Source organism: Streptomyces coeruleorubidus, from assembly GCF_028885415.1.
In the GTDB taxonomy this organism is placed as follows: domain Bacteria; phylum Actinomycetota; class Actinomycetes; order Streptomycetales; family Streptomycetaceae; genus Streptomyces; species Streptomyces coeruleorubidus_A.
The window spans coordinates 505,543-524,129 of sequence record NZ_CP118527.1; the positions used below are offsets into that span (position 1 = coordinate 505,543).

Below are 18,587 nucleotides of genomic sequence, written 5' to 3' on the forward strand. Positions count from 1 at the left end.
GTCGTGCCCCTGCCTCGCGGCTCTCGTCCTCTTACCACGTCTTCCCACTGTTGCGCAGTCGAAGCCGCCGCGTCCGGGAGTCTGCGTCGTTGACCGATACCGAACTTCCGTGTGCCACAAGCGAGTTCGGAAACATGCAAGGGCCCGGCCGCGTGCGTGCGGCCGGGCCCCCTTTCCCCGTGCGGTCAGCGGTGGCGGAACCAGGACATCGACGACAGGGCCCGGTCGTCGTAGCCGAAGAGCGCCTGGTTCTCCCAGGCGTTGCCGGAGGACGGGTCGGTCGGGTCCCAGCCGTTGCCGTTCACCGCGGTCCAGGGTGCCTCCCAGTAGAAGATGCCGAGGCCACGGCCGTTCGGGACGGCCTCCACGATGCTCATCATGTCGTTCATCCACCGGGTCTGGCCGGCCACGCTCGCCGGGTAGCCGGAGACCAGCTCGCCACTGGTGTCGATGATGTTCTCGTGGGAGTCCTCGCTGTCCAGGCGGAACGGGTAGGCGGTCTCGGCGACGAAGACCGGCTTGCCGTAGCGGGAGGCCGCGTCGTCGAGGGTCGTCTGGAAGTCGGCCAGCGTGCCGTGCCAGTAGCCGTAGAACGACAGGCCGATCGCGTCGAACTTCACGCCGTTCGAGCGCGCGCTGTCGAACCACCAGCGGGTGCCGGCCAGGTCACCGCCCTTGGCGAGGTGCAGGGCGACGATCGTGTTCGAGTTGACCGCCTTGACCGCGTCGTAGCCGGAGTTGAGCAGACCGGCCAGCTGCGACCAGTTGGAGGTCGATCCCTCGTTCCACAGCATGCCGCCGTTGATCTCGTTGCCGACCTGGACCATGTCGGCGGTGGTGCCCTGCGCCTTCAAGGCGTTCAACACGTCGTACGTGTGGTTGTACACGTCGGTCCTGAGTTGACCGTACGAGTGTCCGGACCAAGCGGCGGGCTTGTCCTGGCGGCCCGGGTCGGCCCAGAAGTCCGAGTAGTGGAAGTCGACCAGCAGCTTCATGCCCTGCGCCTTGACGCGCTTGGCCAGGGCCAGGACGCGCGCCTTGTTGTTGTAGCCGTCGGCCGGGTTCACCCAGACCTTGAGGCGTGCGTAGTTCATGCCGGAGGACTTGAGGATCGTCAGGGCGTCGCCGGGAGTGCCGGAGCTGTTCCGGTAGACGCCGCCCTTGGCCTCGCTCTTGGGCAGGGACGATATGTCGGCACCCTTGATCGACGTACCGGACGTGCCCGACGTGAAGGTCAGGTCGTCGACATTGATCCAGTTGCCGGCGTTCGCGTCACTGTTGACGCTGATCGTGCACTGGTTGTTGGTCACATTGACCGGCACGACGATCCGGATCCACCCGCTGGCCGAGACCGGCAGGTCGGTGCGCTGTTCCGCGCCGCCGCAGTTCTTCAGCGCCATGTACGCGGACTTCTGCCCGCCGCCGGAGCGCACCCAGGCGGTGAGCTTGTAGGTGCCGTTGGTGAGTCCGGACAGGTACTGGTACGTCTCCACCTTGTACGCGGTGGAGGCCCAGTGGCTGAGGCGGTGGCTGCCGCCGTGGCCGCCGGACTCGGTGAACGAGGCGCCGGTGTCGCCGTACTCGGACCAGCCGCCCGGCGCGGCCGCACCCGCGCCGTCGGCCTCGAAGCCGCCGTTGGTCAGCGTGCTCGCGGCGTGGGCGGAGGTGGCGGGCAGGGCGGTGAGGGCAAGCCCCGCCGCGAGCGGGAGCAGCAGGGTTCTGAGCGTGCGTCTGGGATGGAACATCGTCGTCCGTCGTCCCTTCGACGTGGGGATGAGGGGTGCCCCTCGCCAGGAGGCAGGTGAGGGGGCCCTCCGCCCGCGGCTCGTGCGGCTCACGCGGGCGGAGGGAGTCGGTTCAGCCGTCGAGCCGGACGACCCGGACGGCTCCGGCCGGGACCGCCAGCGGGCCCGCGGCGCGTTCACCGGTCAGCAGTTCGGTGCCGGGTACCTCCAGCGGCACCTTGGCGTCCGAGCCGGTGTGGTTGACGGCGAACAGGTAGCTGCCCGACTCGCCGGTGCGGCGCACCACTTCGACGTCCCGGGGCAGGTCGGCGCGCGGGGCGAGCCGCGCGTCCTCGACCGCCCAGCCGAGCAGCGCGTCGAGGCCGTCGGCGCCGAGCCGGGTGGAGACGTACCAGGCAGTGCCCTCGCCGAGGCGGTGCCGGGTGACGGCGGGCCGCCCGGCGGTCAGCCCGTCGGCGTAACTCAGGACGGGCTCGGCGCCGCGCGGCACCACGAACTCCGTCCACACGTCGGCGCCCAGCTCGGATCCGTCGGGGCCGGTGACGCTCACCCGTTCACCGGGCAGCAGCGGCGAGAACTCCTCGACGGTGAGGCCGAGGACGTCCCGCAGCGGGCCCGGGTAGGCGCCCTCGTGGACGGCGTCGTGCTCGTCGACGATGCCGGAGAAGTACGAGACGACCAGGGTGCCGCCGTTCTCGACGTAGGCCGTGAGGTTGTTCCCGGCCGCCTCCGTCATCAGGTACAGCGCCGGTACGACGACAAGGGGATACCTCGACAAGTCGGCTTCCGGGTGGGCGAAGTCGACGGTGAGGTGGCGGTCGTAGAGGGCCTCGTAGAAGGCGTCGGCGCGCTCGCGGGCGTCGTGGTCGACGCTGGGGCGCCATTCGAGGTTCTGCGCCCACCAGGAGTGCCAGTCCCACAGCACGGCCACGTCGGCTTCTGTGCGGGTGCCGCGGATCTCGCTCAACCCGTCGACGGCGGCGCCGAGTTCGACGACCTCGCGCCACACGCGGGTGTCGGTGCCGCCGTGCGGGACCATCGCCGAGTGGAACTTCTCGGCGCCGCGCCGGGACTGGCGCCACTGGAAGAACATGGCCCCGTCGGAGCCGCGCGCCACGTGCGTGAGGGAGTTGCGGGCCATCTGGCCGGGGGCCTTGGCGGGGTTGCGGGGCTGCCAGTTGACGCCCGAGGTGGAGTGTTCCAGCAGCAGCCAGGGGCGCCGCCCGCGACGGAGCGGGTGAGGTCCGCGGCCATCGCCAGGTTGACGTGGGTGCGACGGCCGTCGGTGATCAGGTAGTGGTCGTTGGTGACGATGTCGACCTCACGGCCCCAGGCCCAGTAGTCGACGGAGTCGCACTGGCTCAGCGCCGTCATGAAGTTGGTGGTGACCGGGACGTCCGGTGAGAGACGGTGCAGGATGTCCCGCTCCGTCACGAAGTTCTCGCGCATGGTGGCGTCGGCGAACCGCTTGTAGTCCAGTGCCTGGCTGGGGTTGACGGCCGCGGGTGTGAGCCGGGGCGGGTTGATCTGGTCCAGGTCCGCGTAGCGCTGGCCCCAGAAGGCCGTGCCCCACGCCTCGTTGACCGCGTCGACCGTGCCGTACGTCGCCGCCAGCCAGCGGCGGAAGTGCGCGGCGCACGAGTCGCAGTAGCAGGCCGAGACGGGGACGCCGTACTCGTTGTGCACGTGCCACATCGCCAGGGCCGGGTGGTCGCCGTAGCGCTCGGCGAGCTTCGTGGTGATGGCCGCGGCGGCCGCACGGTAGTCCGCGTTGCTGTGACAGATGGCCGCGCGGGAGCCGAACTCGTAGCGCACGCCCTCACGGGTGACCGGCAGGGCGTCGGGGTGGGCCCGGTAGAACCAGGCGGGCGGTACGACGGTGGGGGTGCCGAGGTCGACGCGGATGCCGTTCTCGTGCAGCAGGCCCAGGAGCCTGTCGAGCCAGCCGAAGTCGTGACGGCCGGGCGAGGGCTCCAGCAGCGCCCAGGAGAAAATCCCGACGCTCACCATGGTGACGCCGGCCTCCCGCATCAGCCGGACGTCCTCCTGCCAGATGCTCTCCGGCCACTGCTCGGGGTTGTAGTCCCCACCGAAGGCGAGCCTGGTGAGGCCCCTGGGGGTGGTCTCCGGCATGGATGGTCTCCCGGTCGGTCGATCAAATGGGAACGTGCACACACAGCAGCGCAGTGCAGAGCCCAACATAACCGCACGGCAACAACCATTGACAAGGGTCCGGGATGTTTCTCTACTGTGAACGCTCACAGAAGCATGGCAGGTTCTCGCAGCAGGCGAGGACCCCAGGTCAGGGGAGAGATCCATGCCGTACACGAAGCGCCGCCGCCTCGTGACATCCGCCGTCGCCGTAGCGCTCGCCGCCACCGCCCTCGCCGCCTGCGGCTCGGATTCCGGGGACAGCGAGACCGAGTCGGGCCGGTCTCGCTGACGTACTGGACCTGGACGCCCGGCATGGACAAGGTCGTGGACCTGTGGAACAAGGGCCCGGGCAAGAAGGACCAGATCACCGTCACGGTGAAGAAGCAGGCGTCCGGCGACACCCTCGTCACCAAGATCCTCACCGCGCACAAGGCGGGCAAGGCGCCCGACCTGGTGCAGGCGGAGTACCAGGCGCTGCCCACGCTGGTCAGCAATGACGCCTTGGCGGACATATCGAAGAACGTGGGCGACGCCAAGGGCAGCTTCGCCGACGGCGTCTGGCAGCAGACGACGCTGGGCACCGACGCGGTCTACGCGGTCCCGCAGGACATCGGGCCGATGATGTTCTACTACCGCGAGGACCTGTTCAAGGAGTACGGCCTGACGGTGCCGACGACCTGGGACGAGTTCGCCGAGACCGCGCGCAAGCTGAAGAAGGCCGCCCCCGACAAGGACTTCACCACCTTCTCCGCCAACGACTCCGGCCTCTTCGCGGGCCTCGCCCAGCAGGCGGGCGCCAAGTGGTGGACGACCTCCGGCGACCAGTGGAAGGTCTCCATCAACGACGCGGCGACGCGGAAGGTCGCCAAGTTCTGGGGCGGCCTGGTCGAGGAAGGCGCCATCGACAACCAGCCGATGTACACCCCGGCCTGGAACAAGGCGCTCAACACCGGCAAGCAGATCGCCTGGGTCAGCGCCGTGTGGGCACCGGGCACCCTGACCACCGCCGCGCCCGAAACCAAGGGCAAGTGGGCCATGGCCCCGCTCCCCCAGTGGTCGCGAACGAGAACCGCACCGGCAGCTGGGGCGGCTCCTCCACCGCCGTCACCACGGACTCCAAGCACCGGAAGGCCGCCGCCAAGTTCGCCACCTGGCTGAACACCGACAGCGACGCCCTGAACGCGCTGGCCAAGGAGAGCGGCATCTACCCGGCCGCCAAGAACGCCCAGACCAGCGGCGCCTTCCTCAAGCCGCCGGCCTACTTTCCAATCAGGCCGACTTCTACACCAAGGCCGCCGATATCGCGGAGACCACCGCGCCGTCCGCCTGGGGCCCCAACGTGAACGTCGCTACACCACCTTCAAGGACGCCTTCGGCGCCGCCGCGAAGAACAAGTCGGACTTCGGCGCGGCGCTCGACAAGATGCAGGACGACACCGTCGCCGACATGAAAGAAGCAGGGCTTCGAGGTCGCGGAGTGAAAAGCACGGCACGCCGGCAAGTCGTACGGGGTCAAGGGGCCCCGTACGCCTTCCTTGTCCCCGCAGCACTTCTCTTTGCCCTGTTCTTCGCACTGGCCCATCGGCTACGCGCTCTGGCTCAGCTTCCGCAAGGTGAAGGTCTCCGGCCTCGGCCTCGGCTCCGGCGCCCGCAAGGAGGTCTGGTGGAGAACTACAACCGACGCCCTCACCGACAGCGAACTGGTGAACGGGGCGCTGCGCGTGCTGGGCTACGGCTGCATCGTCGTCCCCGTCATGCTCGGCCTCGCCCTGCTGTTCGCGCTGATGCTGGACTCCGAGAGGGTGCGGCTGGCCCCCTTCACCCGGCTCGCGATCTTCCTGCCGTACGCCATCCCCGGTGTGGTGGCGGCGCTGCTGTGGGGCTTCCTGTACCTGCCGGACGTCAGCCCCTTCTACTTCGTGCTCGACAAGCTGGGACTGCCGCAGCCCGACCTGCTGGACGGCGGGCCGCTGTACCTGGCCCTGTCGAACATCGCGGTCTGGGGCGGCACCGGCTTCAACATGATCGTCATCTACACCTCGCTCCAGGCGATCCCGGCGGAGGTGTACGAGGCGGCGAAGCTGGACGGCGCCACCCCTTGCAGGTCGCCCTGCGGATCAAGATCCCGATGGTGGCGCCCTCGCTGGTGCTGACCTTCTTCTTCTCGATCATCGCGACGCTCCAGGTGTTCAACGAGCCGACCACCCTCAAGCCGCTCACCAACTCCGTGTCCACGACGTGGAGTCCGCTGATGAAGGTCTACCGGGACGCGTTCGGCGAGGGCGACATCTACGGCGCCGCCGCGCAGGCCGTGATCATCGCGCTCGCCACGCTCCTGCTGTCCTTCGGCTTCCTGCGAGCCGCGAACCGTCGTCAGAAGCAGGAGGCAGCTCGATGAGTTCCCTTGCCGTTTCCCAGGCCGAGCCGGTGGCGGGCGCCGCGCCCGGTACCGCCCAGGGCCGCCCGCCGCTGCGCCGCCGGATCGCCCTGATCCCGACGGTCACGCTGCTCCTGGGCGCGATCTACTGCCTGCTGCCGGTGGCCTGGGTGGTCATCGCCGCCACCAAGTCGGGCCGTGAGCTGTTCTCCACGTTCACGTTCCTGCCCGGCACCGGCTTCGTCGACAACTTCCAGGACCTGAGCGCCTACCGCGACGGCGTCTACTGGTCGTGGATGGCAACTCCGCCCTGTACGCCGGGCTCGGCGCCCTGCTGTCGGCGTGCGTGTCGGCGTTCAGCGGCTACGGGCTGGCGGTCTACCGCTTCCGGGGCCGCGGAACGATCTTCAACATGCTGCTCGCGGGTGTGCTGATGCCGCCGGTGATCCTGGCCATACCGCAGTACCTGCTGCTGGCGAAGGCCGACCTCACGGACTCCCACCTGTCCGTCCTGCTGCCGCAGATCCTGTCGCCGTACGGCGTCTACCTCGCGCGGATCTACGCCGCCGCCGCAGTGCCCCGACGTGGTCGAGGCCGGCCGGATGGACGGGGCGAGCGAGTGGCGGATCTTCACGCGGATCGCGCTGCCGATGATGATCCCCGGCATGGTGACGGTGTTCCTGTTCCAGTTCGTGGCGATCTGGAACAACTTCCTGCTGCCGTACATCATGCTCAGCGACGACGAGAAGTTCCCGATCACCCTCGGCCTGTTCACGTTGCTGGAGCAGGGCGCCAACACTCCGGCGCTGTACACGCTGGTGATCACGGGCGTTCCTCGCGGTGCTCCCGCTGGTCGCACTGTTCCTGGTCATCCAGCGGTTCTGGAGTCTGGATCTGCTCTCCGGAGCCGTAAAGTCATGACCATGAACGCTGCGGGGGGCAGGCGCAAGCCGCCCACGATCCACGACGTGGCGCGCGAGGCGGGGGTCTCGCGCGGCACCGTCTCGCGTGTACTCAACGGCGGCCACTACGTCAGCCCCGCCGCCCAGGAGGCGGTCAACGCGGCCATCCGCAGGACGGGGTACGTCGTCAACCGGCACGCCCGCTCCCTGATCACCGGCCGGTCCGACTCGATCGGCTTCCTGCTCACCGAGCCGCAGGAGCGGTTCTTCGAGGACCCCAACTTCAACGTCCTGCTGCGCGGCTGCACCCAGGCGCTCGCCGCGCACGACATCCCGCTGCTGCTGATGCTGGCGGGCACCGAGGACGAACGGCGGCGCATCGCGCGGTACATCACCGCCGGGCACGTCGACGGGGTGCTGCTGGTCTCCAGCCACTCCGGTGATCCCGTCGCCGAGCAGCTGCGCGGGGCCGGTGTGCCGCTCGTGGCGTGCGGGAAGCCGATCGGGCTGGGTTCGAAGGTGAGTTACGTGGCCGCCGACGACCGCGACGGCGCCCGCGACATGGTGCGCCACCTGCTGTCGCTCGGGCGGCACCGGGTGGGCATGGTGACCGGCCCGCTGGACACGCCCGGCGGTGTCGAGCGCCTCGCCGGCTACAAAGAGGTGCTCGCGGCGGCGGCCTGGACTTCGACGAGCGCCTCGTCGTCTCCGGCGACTACAGCCGGGCCAGCGGCGAGGCGGGCGCCGAGCGGCTGCTGGCGCAGGCACCGGACATGGACGCGGTGTTCGTCGCCTCCGACCTCATGGCGCAGGGCGTGCTGGCGGCCCTGCAGCGGGCGGGGCGGCGGGTGCCGCAGGACGTCGCGGTCGGCGGCTTCGACGACTCCCCGGCCGCTCTGGCCTCCAGCCCCGAGCTCACGACCATCCGGCAGCCGTGGGACAGGATCAGCGCCGAGATGGTACGGGTGCTGCTCGCGCAGATCGGGGGCGAGGATCCGGCGGCGGTGATCCTGCCGACGGAGCTGGTCAAACGGGAGTCGACTTGAGACTCCCGCTCCCGGCGTAAGACGTGCACTGCATGCACGGTCATGGAACGCTGCACCGGTGTTACCGTTCCCATATGGCGTCGAAAACGGCTGGTGCGCGGCTTGAGGAACGGTGGCGGGACATCCTGTCGGCGCACGCGCGCACGATGTGCGAGATCGACCGCGTGCTGCATCCGCACGGCCTCGGCGCGTCCGACTTCGAGGTCCTGGACATCCTCGCGACCGCGGCGCCCGAGGAGGGCGAGCAGTGCCGGGTGCAGAACCTGGCCGGGCGCGTCCATCTCAGCCAGAGCGCGCTGTCCCGGCTCATCGCCCGGCTGGAGAAGGAGGGGCTGGTGACGCGCTCGGTGTGTATGGAGGACCGCCGGGGGGTGTGGGTGGCCCTGACCTCCAAGGGCCGTGACCTGCACGCGCAGGTACTGCCGCAGCGGGCCGCGCTGGCCCGGACGCTGAGCGCGTAGACCGCCCGGGCCCGGGCCCCGGCCCACTGGGTCCTACGGACGGGCCAGCAGGGTGCGTACTCCCTCCGAGGTGAGCGTCAGGCGGTGCTCCGAGCTGCCGTCTATGGTGAGCGACAGGTCGTCGGCCGGCCACTGGGCGGCCAGGGCGCCGAGCGGCACCAGGCGGTAGCGGGAGACGAACGGCAGCAGCCCGGCCATCTCCACCTCGGAGGTGAACACGGGCACCACCGGCTCGCCGCCAGGCTGCTCCAGCACCGGCAGCGCCACCGCCGAGGGGTTGGCGGCGTCGGCGTCGTTCGCGTCGTCGGGCACGGGGATGAGCACGTCGCTGTTGGCGAGCGCGTCCAGAGCCGCCGCGTCCTCGGTGTTGTCGGCGAGGACGTCCAGAGCCCGCTGGGCGGGCGTGGGCGTGGGGTCGTTTGCGGGTGTCTCCATGGCAGATTCCCTGGTAGCGGCGGTCGTGCGGCCTGCCCGGGACAAGATCCGCCCCGGGCGCGGTCCTGCTCGCGTACCCGATCGTGCCCGAAACAATCCTGTTGATCCGGCGAGGTTCAGGGGATCAGGGGATGTGGCCGGAGGGCAGTCCGAGGCGGTCGCAGCCGACCCGGCGGGCCAGCGGTTCGGCCATGCTGGGCCCGATGTGCGTCCAGTAGGTGGCCGCGTCCCGGAAGTAGCGCTGCATCCGCTCACCGTCCCGGGCGTGCCGGGAGCCGGCCGTGCGGAAGAGGGTGCCCTGGAGGACGTCCCAGGCCATGCGGCCGGCGTTCAGGAACATCAGGGCGAGGCGGTTGTCCTCGGTGGTGCCGAAGGGGGCTTCGCCCAGTACGTTGCGGCGGCACGCCTCCATCCACTCCCGGGCCGTGTGCTGGAGCGCGGCGTGCGCGGTGTGGATGACGCCGAGGGCTTCGCCCAGGTTCCGCTGGTAGTCGTGCAGGTCCGCGCGGGTGCGGTCGGGTTCCTGGGTGAGCGGGCGGGCGTCGAGGACGCGGGCGTACTCGTCTGCGGCGGCGTACGCGGTGCCGATCATGACGGCGGCCAGTTCGCCGTGGAAGAAGCTCGGCGCCCGGCCGGCGTACATGGGGTTGCCGTGCAGGTCCGAGCCGGGGCTGCCGCCCTCGACGGGCAGGTCGAGCAGTCCGGCCTCGACCGTGTGATGGGCGGGGATGCGGGCCTGTTCCATACGGATGCTGTTGGATCCGCTGCCGCGCAGGCCGAGGACGCCGTGCCAGTCGTCGACCACCGTCCACACCGGGCGCGGCGCGCAGAACAGCACGAGCGGTCCCGGGGCGTCACCGGGCTCGGCGGGGGCGCACAGGGTCTGGCCGACGTAGTGCGTCGAGTAGGGGGCGCCGGAGGCGTAGGGCCAGGTGCCGTCGAGGATCACGTGATCGTCGCCGTCGGGCCGCGCGACGCCTACGGGCATGAGCGTGGAGGCGGCGCGGAAGTCGCCGTCGGTGCCGAAGATCTCGTCCTGCGCGCGTTCCCCGAAGACCGATGCCACCTGGAGGACGTGGGCGGCGGTGAGGGACAGCGCCCAGCCGCTGGACGGACAGCCGCGTGCGACCTCCGTGACCACGGAAAAGAACACGGGGAGCCCGAACTCGTACCCGCCGTAACGGCGCGGCTGGAGGATCCGGTAGAACCCGGCCCGTAAGAAGTCCTCGTGGGTGGCCTGCGGACAGCGGGTCAACCGCTCGGTCTCCGCCTGCCGTTCGACCAGCACGGGCCGCAACGCCACGGCCCGCTCGACGATCTGGGCTTCGGTCAGTCCGGGTTCGGGTGGGGCGATCTGCGGTGTCACGGAGGCTCCTGACGTGTGGGGCCGTCGGTCGGTGACGGGATACGTGCCCGTGTCATGGAATCCGGAACCGTGCGGGGAGACCTACCGGGAAGCCCCGAGCAACCGACAGGACAGCGCACGCTCACTCACGCCACCACCCCGACCGGTTCCACCCGGTACACCCCGGCTCCCCGCGCCCGGGTGACCGCCTCCGTCAGCACACCGTCCGTGAACAGTGCCGCGGCCCCGTCCTCCACCGCCCAGCCTGACGGCAGCCGACCCGCTGCCACGGCCGCGCGGTAGGAGGGCCGACGGCCCGGTTCACTGTCGTAGTGCGGGCAGACGGAGCCGGGCAGCAGCCCCAGGCCGTCGGGGAGGTACGTCAACGGCCCGAATGAGTCGGTGTGCGAGCCCTCTGCCCAGCAGTTGGCACCGGCGCTGATACCGCACAGCAGCGTGCCGTGGTCGTAGGCCTCCCGCAGCAGCCGGTCCACACCGTGGGTTCGCCATACCGCGAGGAGGTTGGCCGTGTTGCCACCGCCCACGTAGATGACGTCCTGGGCGAGCAGGAAGGAGCGCAGTGCGTCGTCGTCCAACTCGCGGCGGAACAGGTGCAGGACGGAGGGTTCGCAGGCGGGTCGGTCCCCGAACGCCGTGCGGAACTGTTCGATGTAGGCCGGTGCGTCTCCGCTGGCCGTGGGAACGAAGCACACCCTGGGGCGGAAGACGCGTGCCCGGGCCAGTACCCAGTCGTCGAGAAGGCCGTCGTCGTCGGTGGAGAAGCCGCCGCCGAGGAGGGCGAGGCGCTGCGGGGGTTCGACGGCCATGACCGTGCCTTCCTGGACAGGTGCGTGTGCGCGTGAGGCTAGGCCGCCCCGCCGCCGGTGTGCAGGACGGCGAACACTCCGCGGGCCCGGGTGCCGTCCGGGAGTTGCCAGGAGCCGGTGACGTGGCCGGTCACTCCATGGGAGGGCGGGAACGGGCCGTCCGGGGCAGGTTGCAGGACCCGGTGGAGGCTGAGGGTCGTGCCGTGCGGTGTGGTCAGCCGGGTGCCGTCCTGGTCGTCGGTGGTGATGAAGTCCGTGGGGATGGAGCCTTCGCCGGTGTGGGAGGCGATGACCTCCCGGTCGGGGACGTCGCTGGTGTTCTGGTTCTGGGCCTGCACCCGCCCCTCGATCAAGGCCACCAACTGGGCGAGCAGCACGGGGTCGTGGCAGCCGTCGTAGGCCCAGCGCCGCCCGAGCACGCCGTGCTCCATGGTGCCCACGAGGGCGTGCTCCGCTCCGTCGAGCGGGGCACCGCGATAGGTCAGCGGCACCAGGTAGGTGATCGGGTGAGGGCCGGAGGAGTCCGTGACAATGATGAACTCGATCCCGACCTCGCCCTGCGGGTCGTCCAGCCGGAACCCGCCGGCCTTGGCCGGCTGCGGTTCGGCCGCGCCACCGCGGTACCACGGACGGGACGGCAGCCAGGAGGTGAGCAGTTCCAGCTTGGTCGGTTGGAGCGAGGTGCGGTGGATGACGGCCATGCCGAAGGTTCCCTTCCGTTACGCCGGCCCGAACACACGGTTGTGACGCAACTGCCCGGCACACCACCGGAAGTGTCCGTCGCTGTCGTCCGGACCGAACAGGTCGTAGGTGCTGAGGGCGTAGGCGGCTTGATAGGTGGTGAGCGCGGCGGGCGAGTAGCCGAGCTCCTGCGCGAAGAGCCGGGTGAGTTCCGCGGTGTGCTCCTGGGCGTGCGGGCCGTACATGTCGCAGACGGCGGCGGTGACGGCCGCCTCGAAGGCCGGGTCGCCCGCGGTCGTGTAGAAGCCGAAGTCGAGTACGGCGACGGGTCGGCCGACCGTGTCGACGTGGATGTTGGGCGGCACGAGGTCACCGTGGATCGCGGTGACCGGGGCATCGGGCAGCGACCGCAGCGCGTTCAGCGTGCGCTCGACCCCGGCGTCGAAGTCGGGCACCCGCGCGGCGAGGGCAGCGCCGTGCCGGGCGGCGGCCCGAGCGACCAGGGCCGCGAGCGCGTCCTGAAAGCGGTCGTGGCCCTGCCAGAGGGGTCGGTCGTCGCCCTGGACGGTCAGCCGGCGCATCGCCTCCGTGCCCGGCACCGAGGCCAGACCACGCAGGACGGCGAGCAGCGTGTCCTTGTGCCGGCCGGGCAGTTCGCGCTCGTACTCCTCATGCGCGGAGTCGGCCCGCATCGGGACACCGGGCAGCTCACGCTCGTACGTCACCACGATGCCCTGGTGCTCGTGGACCTCGAGGATTTCCGGGGTGGCGAAGGGCGGACGGTGTGCTGCGATGTCCGCGTAGACCCGGCGGGTGAGCTCGGTCGGCGGCCGGCCGGTCCACACCTTGGCGACGCGGCCGTCGCCCAGCCCGTAGACGACCCCCTCGACGCCGGCGCCGATACGGCGGGCCTCCGGGTGTCCGCGGTCGGCGAAGTATCCGGGCCAGGGGTCGGCGGTGGGACGCGGTGCGTCGCTCCTGGAGATCTCCACGCGCGCATTAGATCAGCCGTTGTGCCAGCTTGACCACGCGATTACGGGAGTCGTCACAGCAGCGGGGAACTTGCGCGGGGCTTCTCACTTCGTGCCGCCAAAGGGTGTCGGCAGGCCCGATGTTACCGGTAACATCACCATCGCCCGCCGCCGGCCGTCCCCCGGAGTCCGCGTGACCGACCAGCCCACCCCACAGCGCGCAGCCACCCTCTCCCCGCTCCGTCCGCCCCGGTGTTCAGCGGGGCCGCCGTGGTCGCCTCCTGTGTTGGCTTCGTGCTCATGGGTGCGTTGCAGGCTCTGTACGGGCCCGCGATCCCGGTTTCCGTGCGGAGTTCGGGCTCTCGCCGTCCGCTGCGGGCTCGGGCTCAGTGCCCACTTCGTCGGCGGCGTGGCCGGTTGTGCTGCTGTTCGACCGGCTCTACGGGCGGGTCGGCAACCGGCACATCCTCGGCAGCTCCTACTTGCTCATGGCGGTCGGCGCCGCGGGCTTCGCGCTGGCGCCCGGCTGGCCCACCGCCCTGGCGGCGGCCCTGCTCGCCGGGCTCGGTTTCGGCGGCATCGACTACGGGCTCAACCAGCTGTTCGCCGTGGGCTTCGGCCACCGTTCGACTGCGATGCTGAACATCCTGCACGCCCACTTCGGCATCGGCCCATCCTCAGCCCCGCCCTGATCGGCGTGGTCGGCTCCGAGCACTACCCGGCCGTCTTCCTCGGTTTCGCCCTCGCCAACCTGCCGTTGCTGCTGTGCCTGAAGGGCGTACGGAACGACGCGCCCGTCCCGGCCGGTGACGAGGCGAGTGGTGGTGGGGTCCTGCGGCGGAGCCTCGCCTCGGTGCTCGCCGTCTTCGTCGCGCTCTACGTCCTGCACATCGGCATCGAGGCCGGTGTCGGCGGCTGGGAACCCACCCATCTGGAGACCGTCGGCTACGGCGCGGGCGTCGCCGCCACCGCCACCTCCGTGTACTGGCTGATGATGACCGTCGGCCGCTTCCTGGTCGCACCGCTCGCGTTGCGCTTCTCCGCCCAGGCCATCATCGCCGTCTCCTGCGCGGGTATGACGGTGTGTCTGCTGGCCGCTTCCGTGCCGGCGCTGGCGCCGTACGCGTACGCCGGTGTGGGTCTGTTCATCGCGCCGATCTTCCCGACCGGACTGCCCTGGCTCAACCGGGTCGCCCCGCGGGCCCGCAGAGCCGGTGCGCTGGTCATCGCCGCGTCCATGGGCGGCGGTGTCGCTGCCGGGCCGGCGCTGGGCAAGGCCATCGAGTGGTCGGGGTCCGCGCGGTGCCGCTGCTGCTGTGCGGTGTCTCGGCGCTGTGCCTGGCCGCCACGCTCTGGCTGATCCGCGTCACCCGCTCCCCCTGAAGCCCCATCGAATTTCGCCCCTTATCCCGAGGGAAGCCTCCGCATGCCCGCCCTGACGACGACGTCCGACGGATTCCTTCTGGCACGGCGAGCCGTTCCGGATCATCTCCGGTGCGCTGCACTACTTCCGTGTCCACCCCGGCCTGTGGCCGACGGCTGCGCAAGGCGCGGCTGATGGGCCTCAACACGGTGGAGACGTACCTCCCGTGGAACCACCACCAGCCCGATCCCGACGGGCCTCTCGTGCTCGACGGCTTCCTCGACCTGCCCCGGTTCCTCGGGCTCGCCCGGGACGAGGGGCTGCACGTGCTGCTGCGTCCCGGTCCGTTCATCTGTGCCGAGTGGGACGGCGGCGGCCTGCCCGACTGGCTGACGTCGGACCCGGACATCCGGCTGCGGTCCAGCGATCCGCGTTTCACCGGGGCCGTCGACCGCTACCTGGACCTGCTGCTGCCCGCGCTCCGGCCCCACCTGGCCGCGGCGGGCGGTCCCGTCATCGCCGTGCAGGTGGAGAACGAGTACGGGGCCTACGGCGACGACAGCGCGTATCTGAAGCACCTGGCCGACGCGTTCCGCTCCCGGGGCGTCGAGGAGCTGCTGTTCACCTGCGACCAGGCCGACCCCGAGCACCTGGCCGCCGGGAGCCTGCCGGGCGTGCTGACCGCGAGCACCTTCGGCAGCCGGGTCGAGCAGAACCTCGGGCGGCTGCGCGCGCACCAGGGCGAAGGCCCGCTGTTCTGCGCGGAGTTCTGGATCGGCTGGTTCGACCACTGGGGCGGTCCGCACCACGTACGGGACGCGGCCGACGCCGCCGCCGATCTGGACCGGCTGCTGTCCGCCGGGGCGTCCGTCAACATCTACATGTTCCACGGCGGCACCAACTTCGGCTTCACCAACGGCGCCAACCACAAGCACGCCTACGAGCCCACCGTCACGTCGTACGACTACGACGCCGCGCTCACCGAGTGCGGTGACCCGGGCCCGAAGTACCACGCCTTCCGCGAGGTCATCGCCCGCCATGTCGGCGTCCCCGACGAGTCCGCCCCGGCTCCCGGACCCAAACTGCCGCCGACCGACGTCGAGTTGGACGGCCGGGCACCTCTGCTTCCCCTCACCGGCGCGCTCGCCACGCCCGTCCGCACCGACAACCCGGTGACCATGGGCGAGCTCGGACAGCACACCGGCTACGCGCTCTACCGCACCGTCCTTCCCGCCTCCGGTGACGGCCTGCTGCACTTCGCCGGCGGTGTCGGCGACCGTGCCCAGGTCTTCGTCGACGGCGCACCCGTCGGTGTGCTGGAGCGCGAACGCCACGACGAGACGCTGCCGGTGCGTGTCCCGCGCCCCGGCGCGACGCTCGAGGTGCTCGTCGAGAACATGGGCGGCGTCAACTACGGGCCCCGCATCGGCTCCGCGAAGGGCCTGTTCGGGCCCGTCTCCTTCAACGGCACCGCCCTGCGCGGCTGGGACTGCCACGCGCTGCCGCTGGACGACCTGGACGCGGTGCCGTTCAGCCCGGCCGACGGGGCGGCGGTCACCGTGCCTGCCTTCCACCGCGGCACCTTCGAGGTGATCGCGCCCGCCGACGCCTTCCTCTCCCTGCCCGGCTGGACGAAAGGGCAGGCCTGGGTCAACGGCTTCCACCTGGGCCGCTACTGGAACCGCGGCCCGCAGCACACGCTCTACGTCCCCGCGCCGGTGCTGCGGCCCGGCACCAACGAGCTGGTCCTGCTGGAGCTGCACGGAAGCACCGCCACCCGCGCCCAGCTCACCGATACGCCCGACCTCGGCCCGGAGAACACCTGGTGACCGCGCACCGGCTGCGCGTGCCCGCGCCCTCCGCTCCCCCACTGACCGGCCACCTGCCCTTCGCGGACGCACCCGGCGTGCCCGACCCGATCGAGGTCACCGGCCGCTGGCTCACCCGTGGCGGCCGCCCCTGGTTCCCGGTCTCCGGCGAGTTCCACTACTCCCGCTACCCGGCCCGGGAGTGGGAGGAGGAGCTGCTGAAGATGAAGGCGGGCGGCGTGAGTGCCGTCGCCTCCTACGTCATCTGGATCCACCACGAGGAGATCGAGGGGCGGATCCGCTTCGACGGCGACCGCGACCTGCGTCGCTTCGCCGAGCTGTGCGCCCGCCACGGCCTGGACTTCATCCCGCGCGTCGGCCCGTGGTGCCACGCGGAGGTACGCAACGGCGGCCTGCCCGACTGGCTGCTCGCCCGCGCACGCACACCACGCACCGACGATCCGGCCTATCTGGAGCCCGTACGCGTCTGGTTCGCGGCCGTCGCGGAACAACTGCGCGGCCTGGACCGGGCGCACGGCGGCCCGATCGTCGCGATCCAGATCGAGAACGAGCTCTACGACCAGCCCGGCCATCTGCGCACCCTGAAGCGCCTGGCCCAGGAGGCCGGACTGAGCGCGCCGCTGTGGACGTCGACCGCCTGGGCGGGGTCCAGCTCCCGGGCGAGGAACTGCTCCCGCTGTACGGCGGCTATCCGGAGGCGTTCTGGACGGAGGCGGACGGCGGCTGGCCCGACACCTGCCGCAAGCACTTCTTCTTCACCCACGTGCGCGACGACGAGGGCATCGGCGCCGACCTGCGGCCCACGACCGTGCGCGGCGCCGACCCGGTCCCGGTGGACCGATTCCCCTGGGCCACCTGTGAGTTGGGCGGCGGCATGGCGGTGGCCTACCACCGGCGGCCCCGGGTCGAGGCCGCCGACGTGGGCGCGCTGGGTCTCACCAAGATCGGCTGCGGTTCGGTGTGGCAGGGCTACTACATGTTCCACGGCGGTACGAACCCGCCCGGTGAGCTGACGCCCCTTCAGGAGTCGCACGCCACCGGCTACCCCAACGACCTGCCGGTCCTGACGTACGACTTCCAGGCCCCGCTCGGCGAGTACGGCCAGGTGCGGCCCTCGTACCACGAACTGCGGCTTCAGCACCTGCTGTTGGACTGCTTCGGGCACCGGATCGCGCCCATGGAGTCCGTGCTGCCCGAGCAGCGGCCGACCGGGCAGCACGACCGGGACACGCTGCGCTGGGCCGTCCGTACGACGGCACGTCGGGCTTCCTGTTCGTGACCAACCACCAGCCGCACGAGCCGCTGCCCGACCACCCGGACACGGCCTTCACGGTCGACTTCGCGGACGCACCGCCGCTGACGCTGCCGAGCGCTCCCGTCACGGTGCCCTCCGGCGCCTACTTCTGCTGGCCGCTGCGACTGGAGGTGGCCGGGCTGCGGCTGGAGTGGGCGACCGCGCAGCCGGTGTGCACCGTGGAGGCGGGCGGCGCACGGTCCTGGTGCTGGCCGCGACCGACGGCATCGCGCCCGAACTGGCCCTGGACGCGGACACGGTGGCGTCCGTCGCGACACCCTCCGGGGAGGTCACGCCGGTCGCCGGACGGGTCCTGGTCAGCGGCGTGCGGCCCGGCACCGACGCCCTGGTCGAGGTGGACGCGGCCGACGGTTCACGCGTCGGGCTCCTGGTCCTGGACGCGGCGACGGCCCGTACCGTCTACCGGGGGGAGGCGTGGGGAGCCGAGCGGCTGGTGCTGAGCGGGGACGGTGTCGTCTTCGACGGTGACGAGGTACGGCTGCACAGCCCGGCCGCCGAGCCCTCGTTCGCGGTGCTGCCCGCGCCGGATTCCGCTCCGGTGCCGGCGGGGACACGGGTGCGGGAGGCGGCGGACGGCGTGTTCACCCGCTACACGATCGAGGCCGCGCCCCTCGCGGACACCGTGGTGCCCGTCACCCTGGTCAGGCCCGCCGGTCCGGCGCCCGAGCCGGTGACCGGCGTGGAGGGCCGGGCGAGCGTACCGGCGGACAGGTACGTCGAGACGGTGGCCGCCGAGTACCGGGTCGATGTACCGGAAGACCTGCTTCGGGCGCCCGCCGGTGTCCTGCTGCGGCTGCGCTGGACGGGCGACCTGGCCCGGGCCTACGTGGGGGACGTCCTGGTCGCCGACCAGTTCCACTCGGGCCGGGTGTGGGACATCGGCCTGGACCGGCTGCCCGTCGAGCAGGTGCGGGCGCTGGGCCTGCGGCTGAGGGTGCTGCCGCTGGCCGCTGACGCTCCCGTGCATGTGCCGGGACAGGCGGGTGACGACTGGCGGGCGGCCGGGGTGCGGCACGCCGAGTGGGTGGTCACCCGCTCGTGGGCGCTCCGGACGAGCTGAGGCCCCTGTCGCTCCGAGGATCCTGCGCGCCCCCGCCCGGCCTATGCTGTGCTCCTGCCGGGCGGGGTCAGGACCGC

7 protein-coding genes and 9 pseudogenes are annotated in these 18,587 nt (G+C 71.1%); 8 read left to right on the top strand and 8 right to left on the bottom strand.

Features of this window, described 5'->3' with window-relative positions; genetic code table 11:
- Nucleotides 1-185: 185 nt before the first annotated feature.
- The 3 genes and pseudogenes from PV963_RS02515 to PV963_RS43885 form a co-directional block, all read right to left on the bottom strand.
- On the bottom strand, nt 186-1,745 hold the full coding sequence (locus PV963_RS02515) for a glycoside hydrolase family 53 protein (protein WP_274813941.1): 1,560 nt from the start codon (nt 1,743-1,745) through the stop codon (nt 186-188).
- A gap of 112 nt (nt 1,746-1,857) precedes the next feature.
- Nucleotides 1,858-2,784, bottom strand: coding sequence for a beta-galactosidase (locus PV963_RS43880; RefSeq protein ID WP_425541009.1), 927 nt, complete (start codon nt 2,782-2,784; stop codon nt 1,858-1,860).
- A pseudogene (locus tag PV963_RS43885) lies at nt 2,776-4,064 on the bottom strand (beta-galactosidase); the annotation flags it as partial. The pseudogene PV963_RS43885 and the gene PV963_RS43880, both read right to left, overlap by 9 nt.
- On the opposite strand from PV963_RS43885, the pseudogene PV963_RS02525 reads away from it, so the two are divergent.
- From PV963_RS02525 to PV963_RS02545, 5 genes and pseudogenes are all read left to right on the top strand, one after another.
- Nucleotides 4,063-5,379: pseudogene (locus PV963_RS02525) on the top strand (ABC transporter substrate-binding protein). The pseudogenes PV963_RS43885 and PV963_RS02525 sit on opposite strands and share 2 nt — an antisense overlap.
- Nucleotides 5,376-6,296: pseudogene (locus tag PV963_RS02530) on the top strand (carbohydrate ABC transporter permease). Before PV963_RS02525 ends, PV963_RS02530 begins: the two co-directional pseudogenes overlap by 4 nt.
- A pseudogene (locus tag PV963_RS02535) lies at nt 6,293-7,196 on the top strand (carbohydrate ABC transporter permease). The pseudogenes PV963_RS02530 and PV963_RS02535 overlap by 4 nt, the downstream one beginning before the upstream one ends.
- Nucleotides 7,193-8,223: pseudogene (locus tag PV963_RS02540) on the top strand (LacI family DNA-binding transcriptional regulator). The pseudogenes PV963_RS02535 and PV963_RS02540 overlap by 4 nt, the downstream one beginning before the upstream one ends.
- Before the next feature lie 74 nt (nt 8,224-8,297).
- Nucleotides 8,298-8,684: a MarR family winged helix-turn-helix transcriptional regulator gene (locus tag PV963_RS02545; RefSeq protein WP_274813942.1), complete on the top strand. Its 387-nt coding sequence runs from the start codon at nt 8,298-8,300 to the stop codon at nt 8,682-8,684.
- A 33-nt stretch (nt 8,685-8,717) separates the two neighbouring features.
- Here PV963_RS02545 and PV963_RS02550 read toward each other — a convergent pair whose 3' ends face one another.
- The 5 genes and pseudogenes from PV963_RS02550 to PV963_RS02570 all read right to left on the bottom strand — a co-directional run bounded on the left by PV963_RS02550 (nt 8,718) and on the right by PV963_RS02570 (nt 12,964).
- The gene (locus PV963_RS02550; protein ID WP_086598811.1) at nt 8,718-9,119 is read right to left on the bottom strand and encodes an SseB family protein; all 402 of its coding nucleotides are present in this window, start codon (nt 9,117-9,119) and stop codon (nt 8,718-8,720) included.
- Nucleotides 9,120-9,243: 124 nt separating this feature from the next.
- Nucleotides 9,244-10,485, bottom strand: a complete 1,242-nt coding sequence (locus tag PV963_RS02555) for an acyl-CoA dehydrogenase family protein (RefSeq protein ID WP_274813943.1) — start codon at nt 10,483-10,485, stop codon at nt 9,244-9,246.
- Nucleotides 10,486-10,566: 81 nt separating this feature from the next.
- Nucleotides 10,567-11,291: pseudogene (locus tag PV963_RS02560) on the bottom strand (Type 1 glutamine amidotransferase-like domain-containing protein).
- A gap of 38 nt (nt 11,292-11,329) precedes the next feature.
- Nucleotides 11,330-11,992 carry a maltokinase N-terminal cap-like domain-containing protein gene (locus PV963_RS02565; protein WP_274813945.1) on the bottom strand — a complete coding sequence of 221 codons (663 nt, stop codon included), beginning with the start codon at nt 11,990-11,992 and terminating at the stop codon, nt 11,330-11,332.
- Nucleotides 11,993-12,010: 18 nt separating this feature from the next.
- Complete coding sequence (locus PV963_RS02570) at nt 12,011-12,964, bottom strand: aminoglycoside phosphotransferase family protein (RefSeq protein ID WP_274813946.1); 954 nt, start codon at nt 12,962-12,964, stop codon at nt 12,011-12,013.
- Nucleotides 12,965-13,195: 231 nt separating this feature from the next.
- Here PV963_RS02570 and PV963_RS02575 point away from each other — a divergent pair.
- The 3 pseudogenes from PV963_RS02575 (at nt 13,196) to PV963_RS02585 (ending at nt 18,510) form a co-directional block, all read left to right on the top strand.
- Nucleotides 13,196-14,326: pseudogene (locus PV963_RS02575) on the top strand (MFS transporter).
- Between the two features lie 43 nt (nt 14,327-14,369).
- A pseudogene (locus PV963_RS02580) lies at nt 14,370-16,135 on the top strand (beta-galactosidase).
- Nucleotides 16,132-18,510 (top strand): annotated as a pseudogene (locus PV963_RS02585) (beta-galactosidase). The pseudogenes PV963_RS02580 and PV963_RS02585 overlap by 4 nt, the downstream one beginning before the upstream one ends.
- Nucleotides 18,511-18,587: the final 77 nt, after the last annotated feature.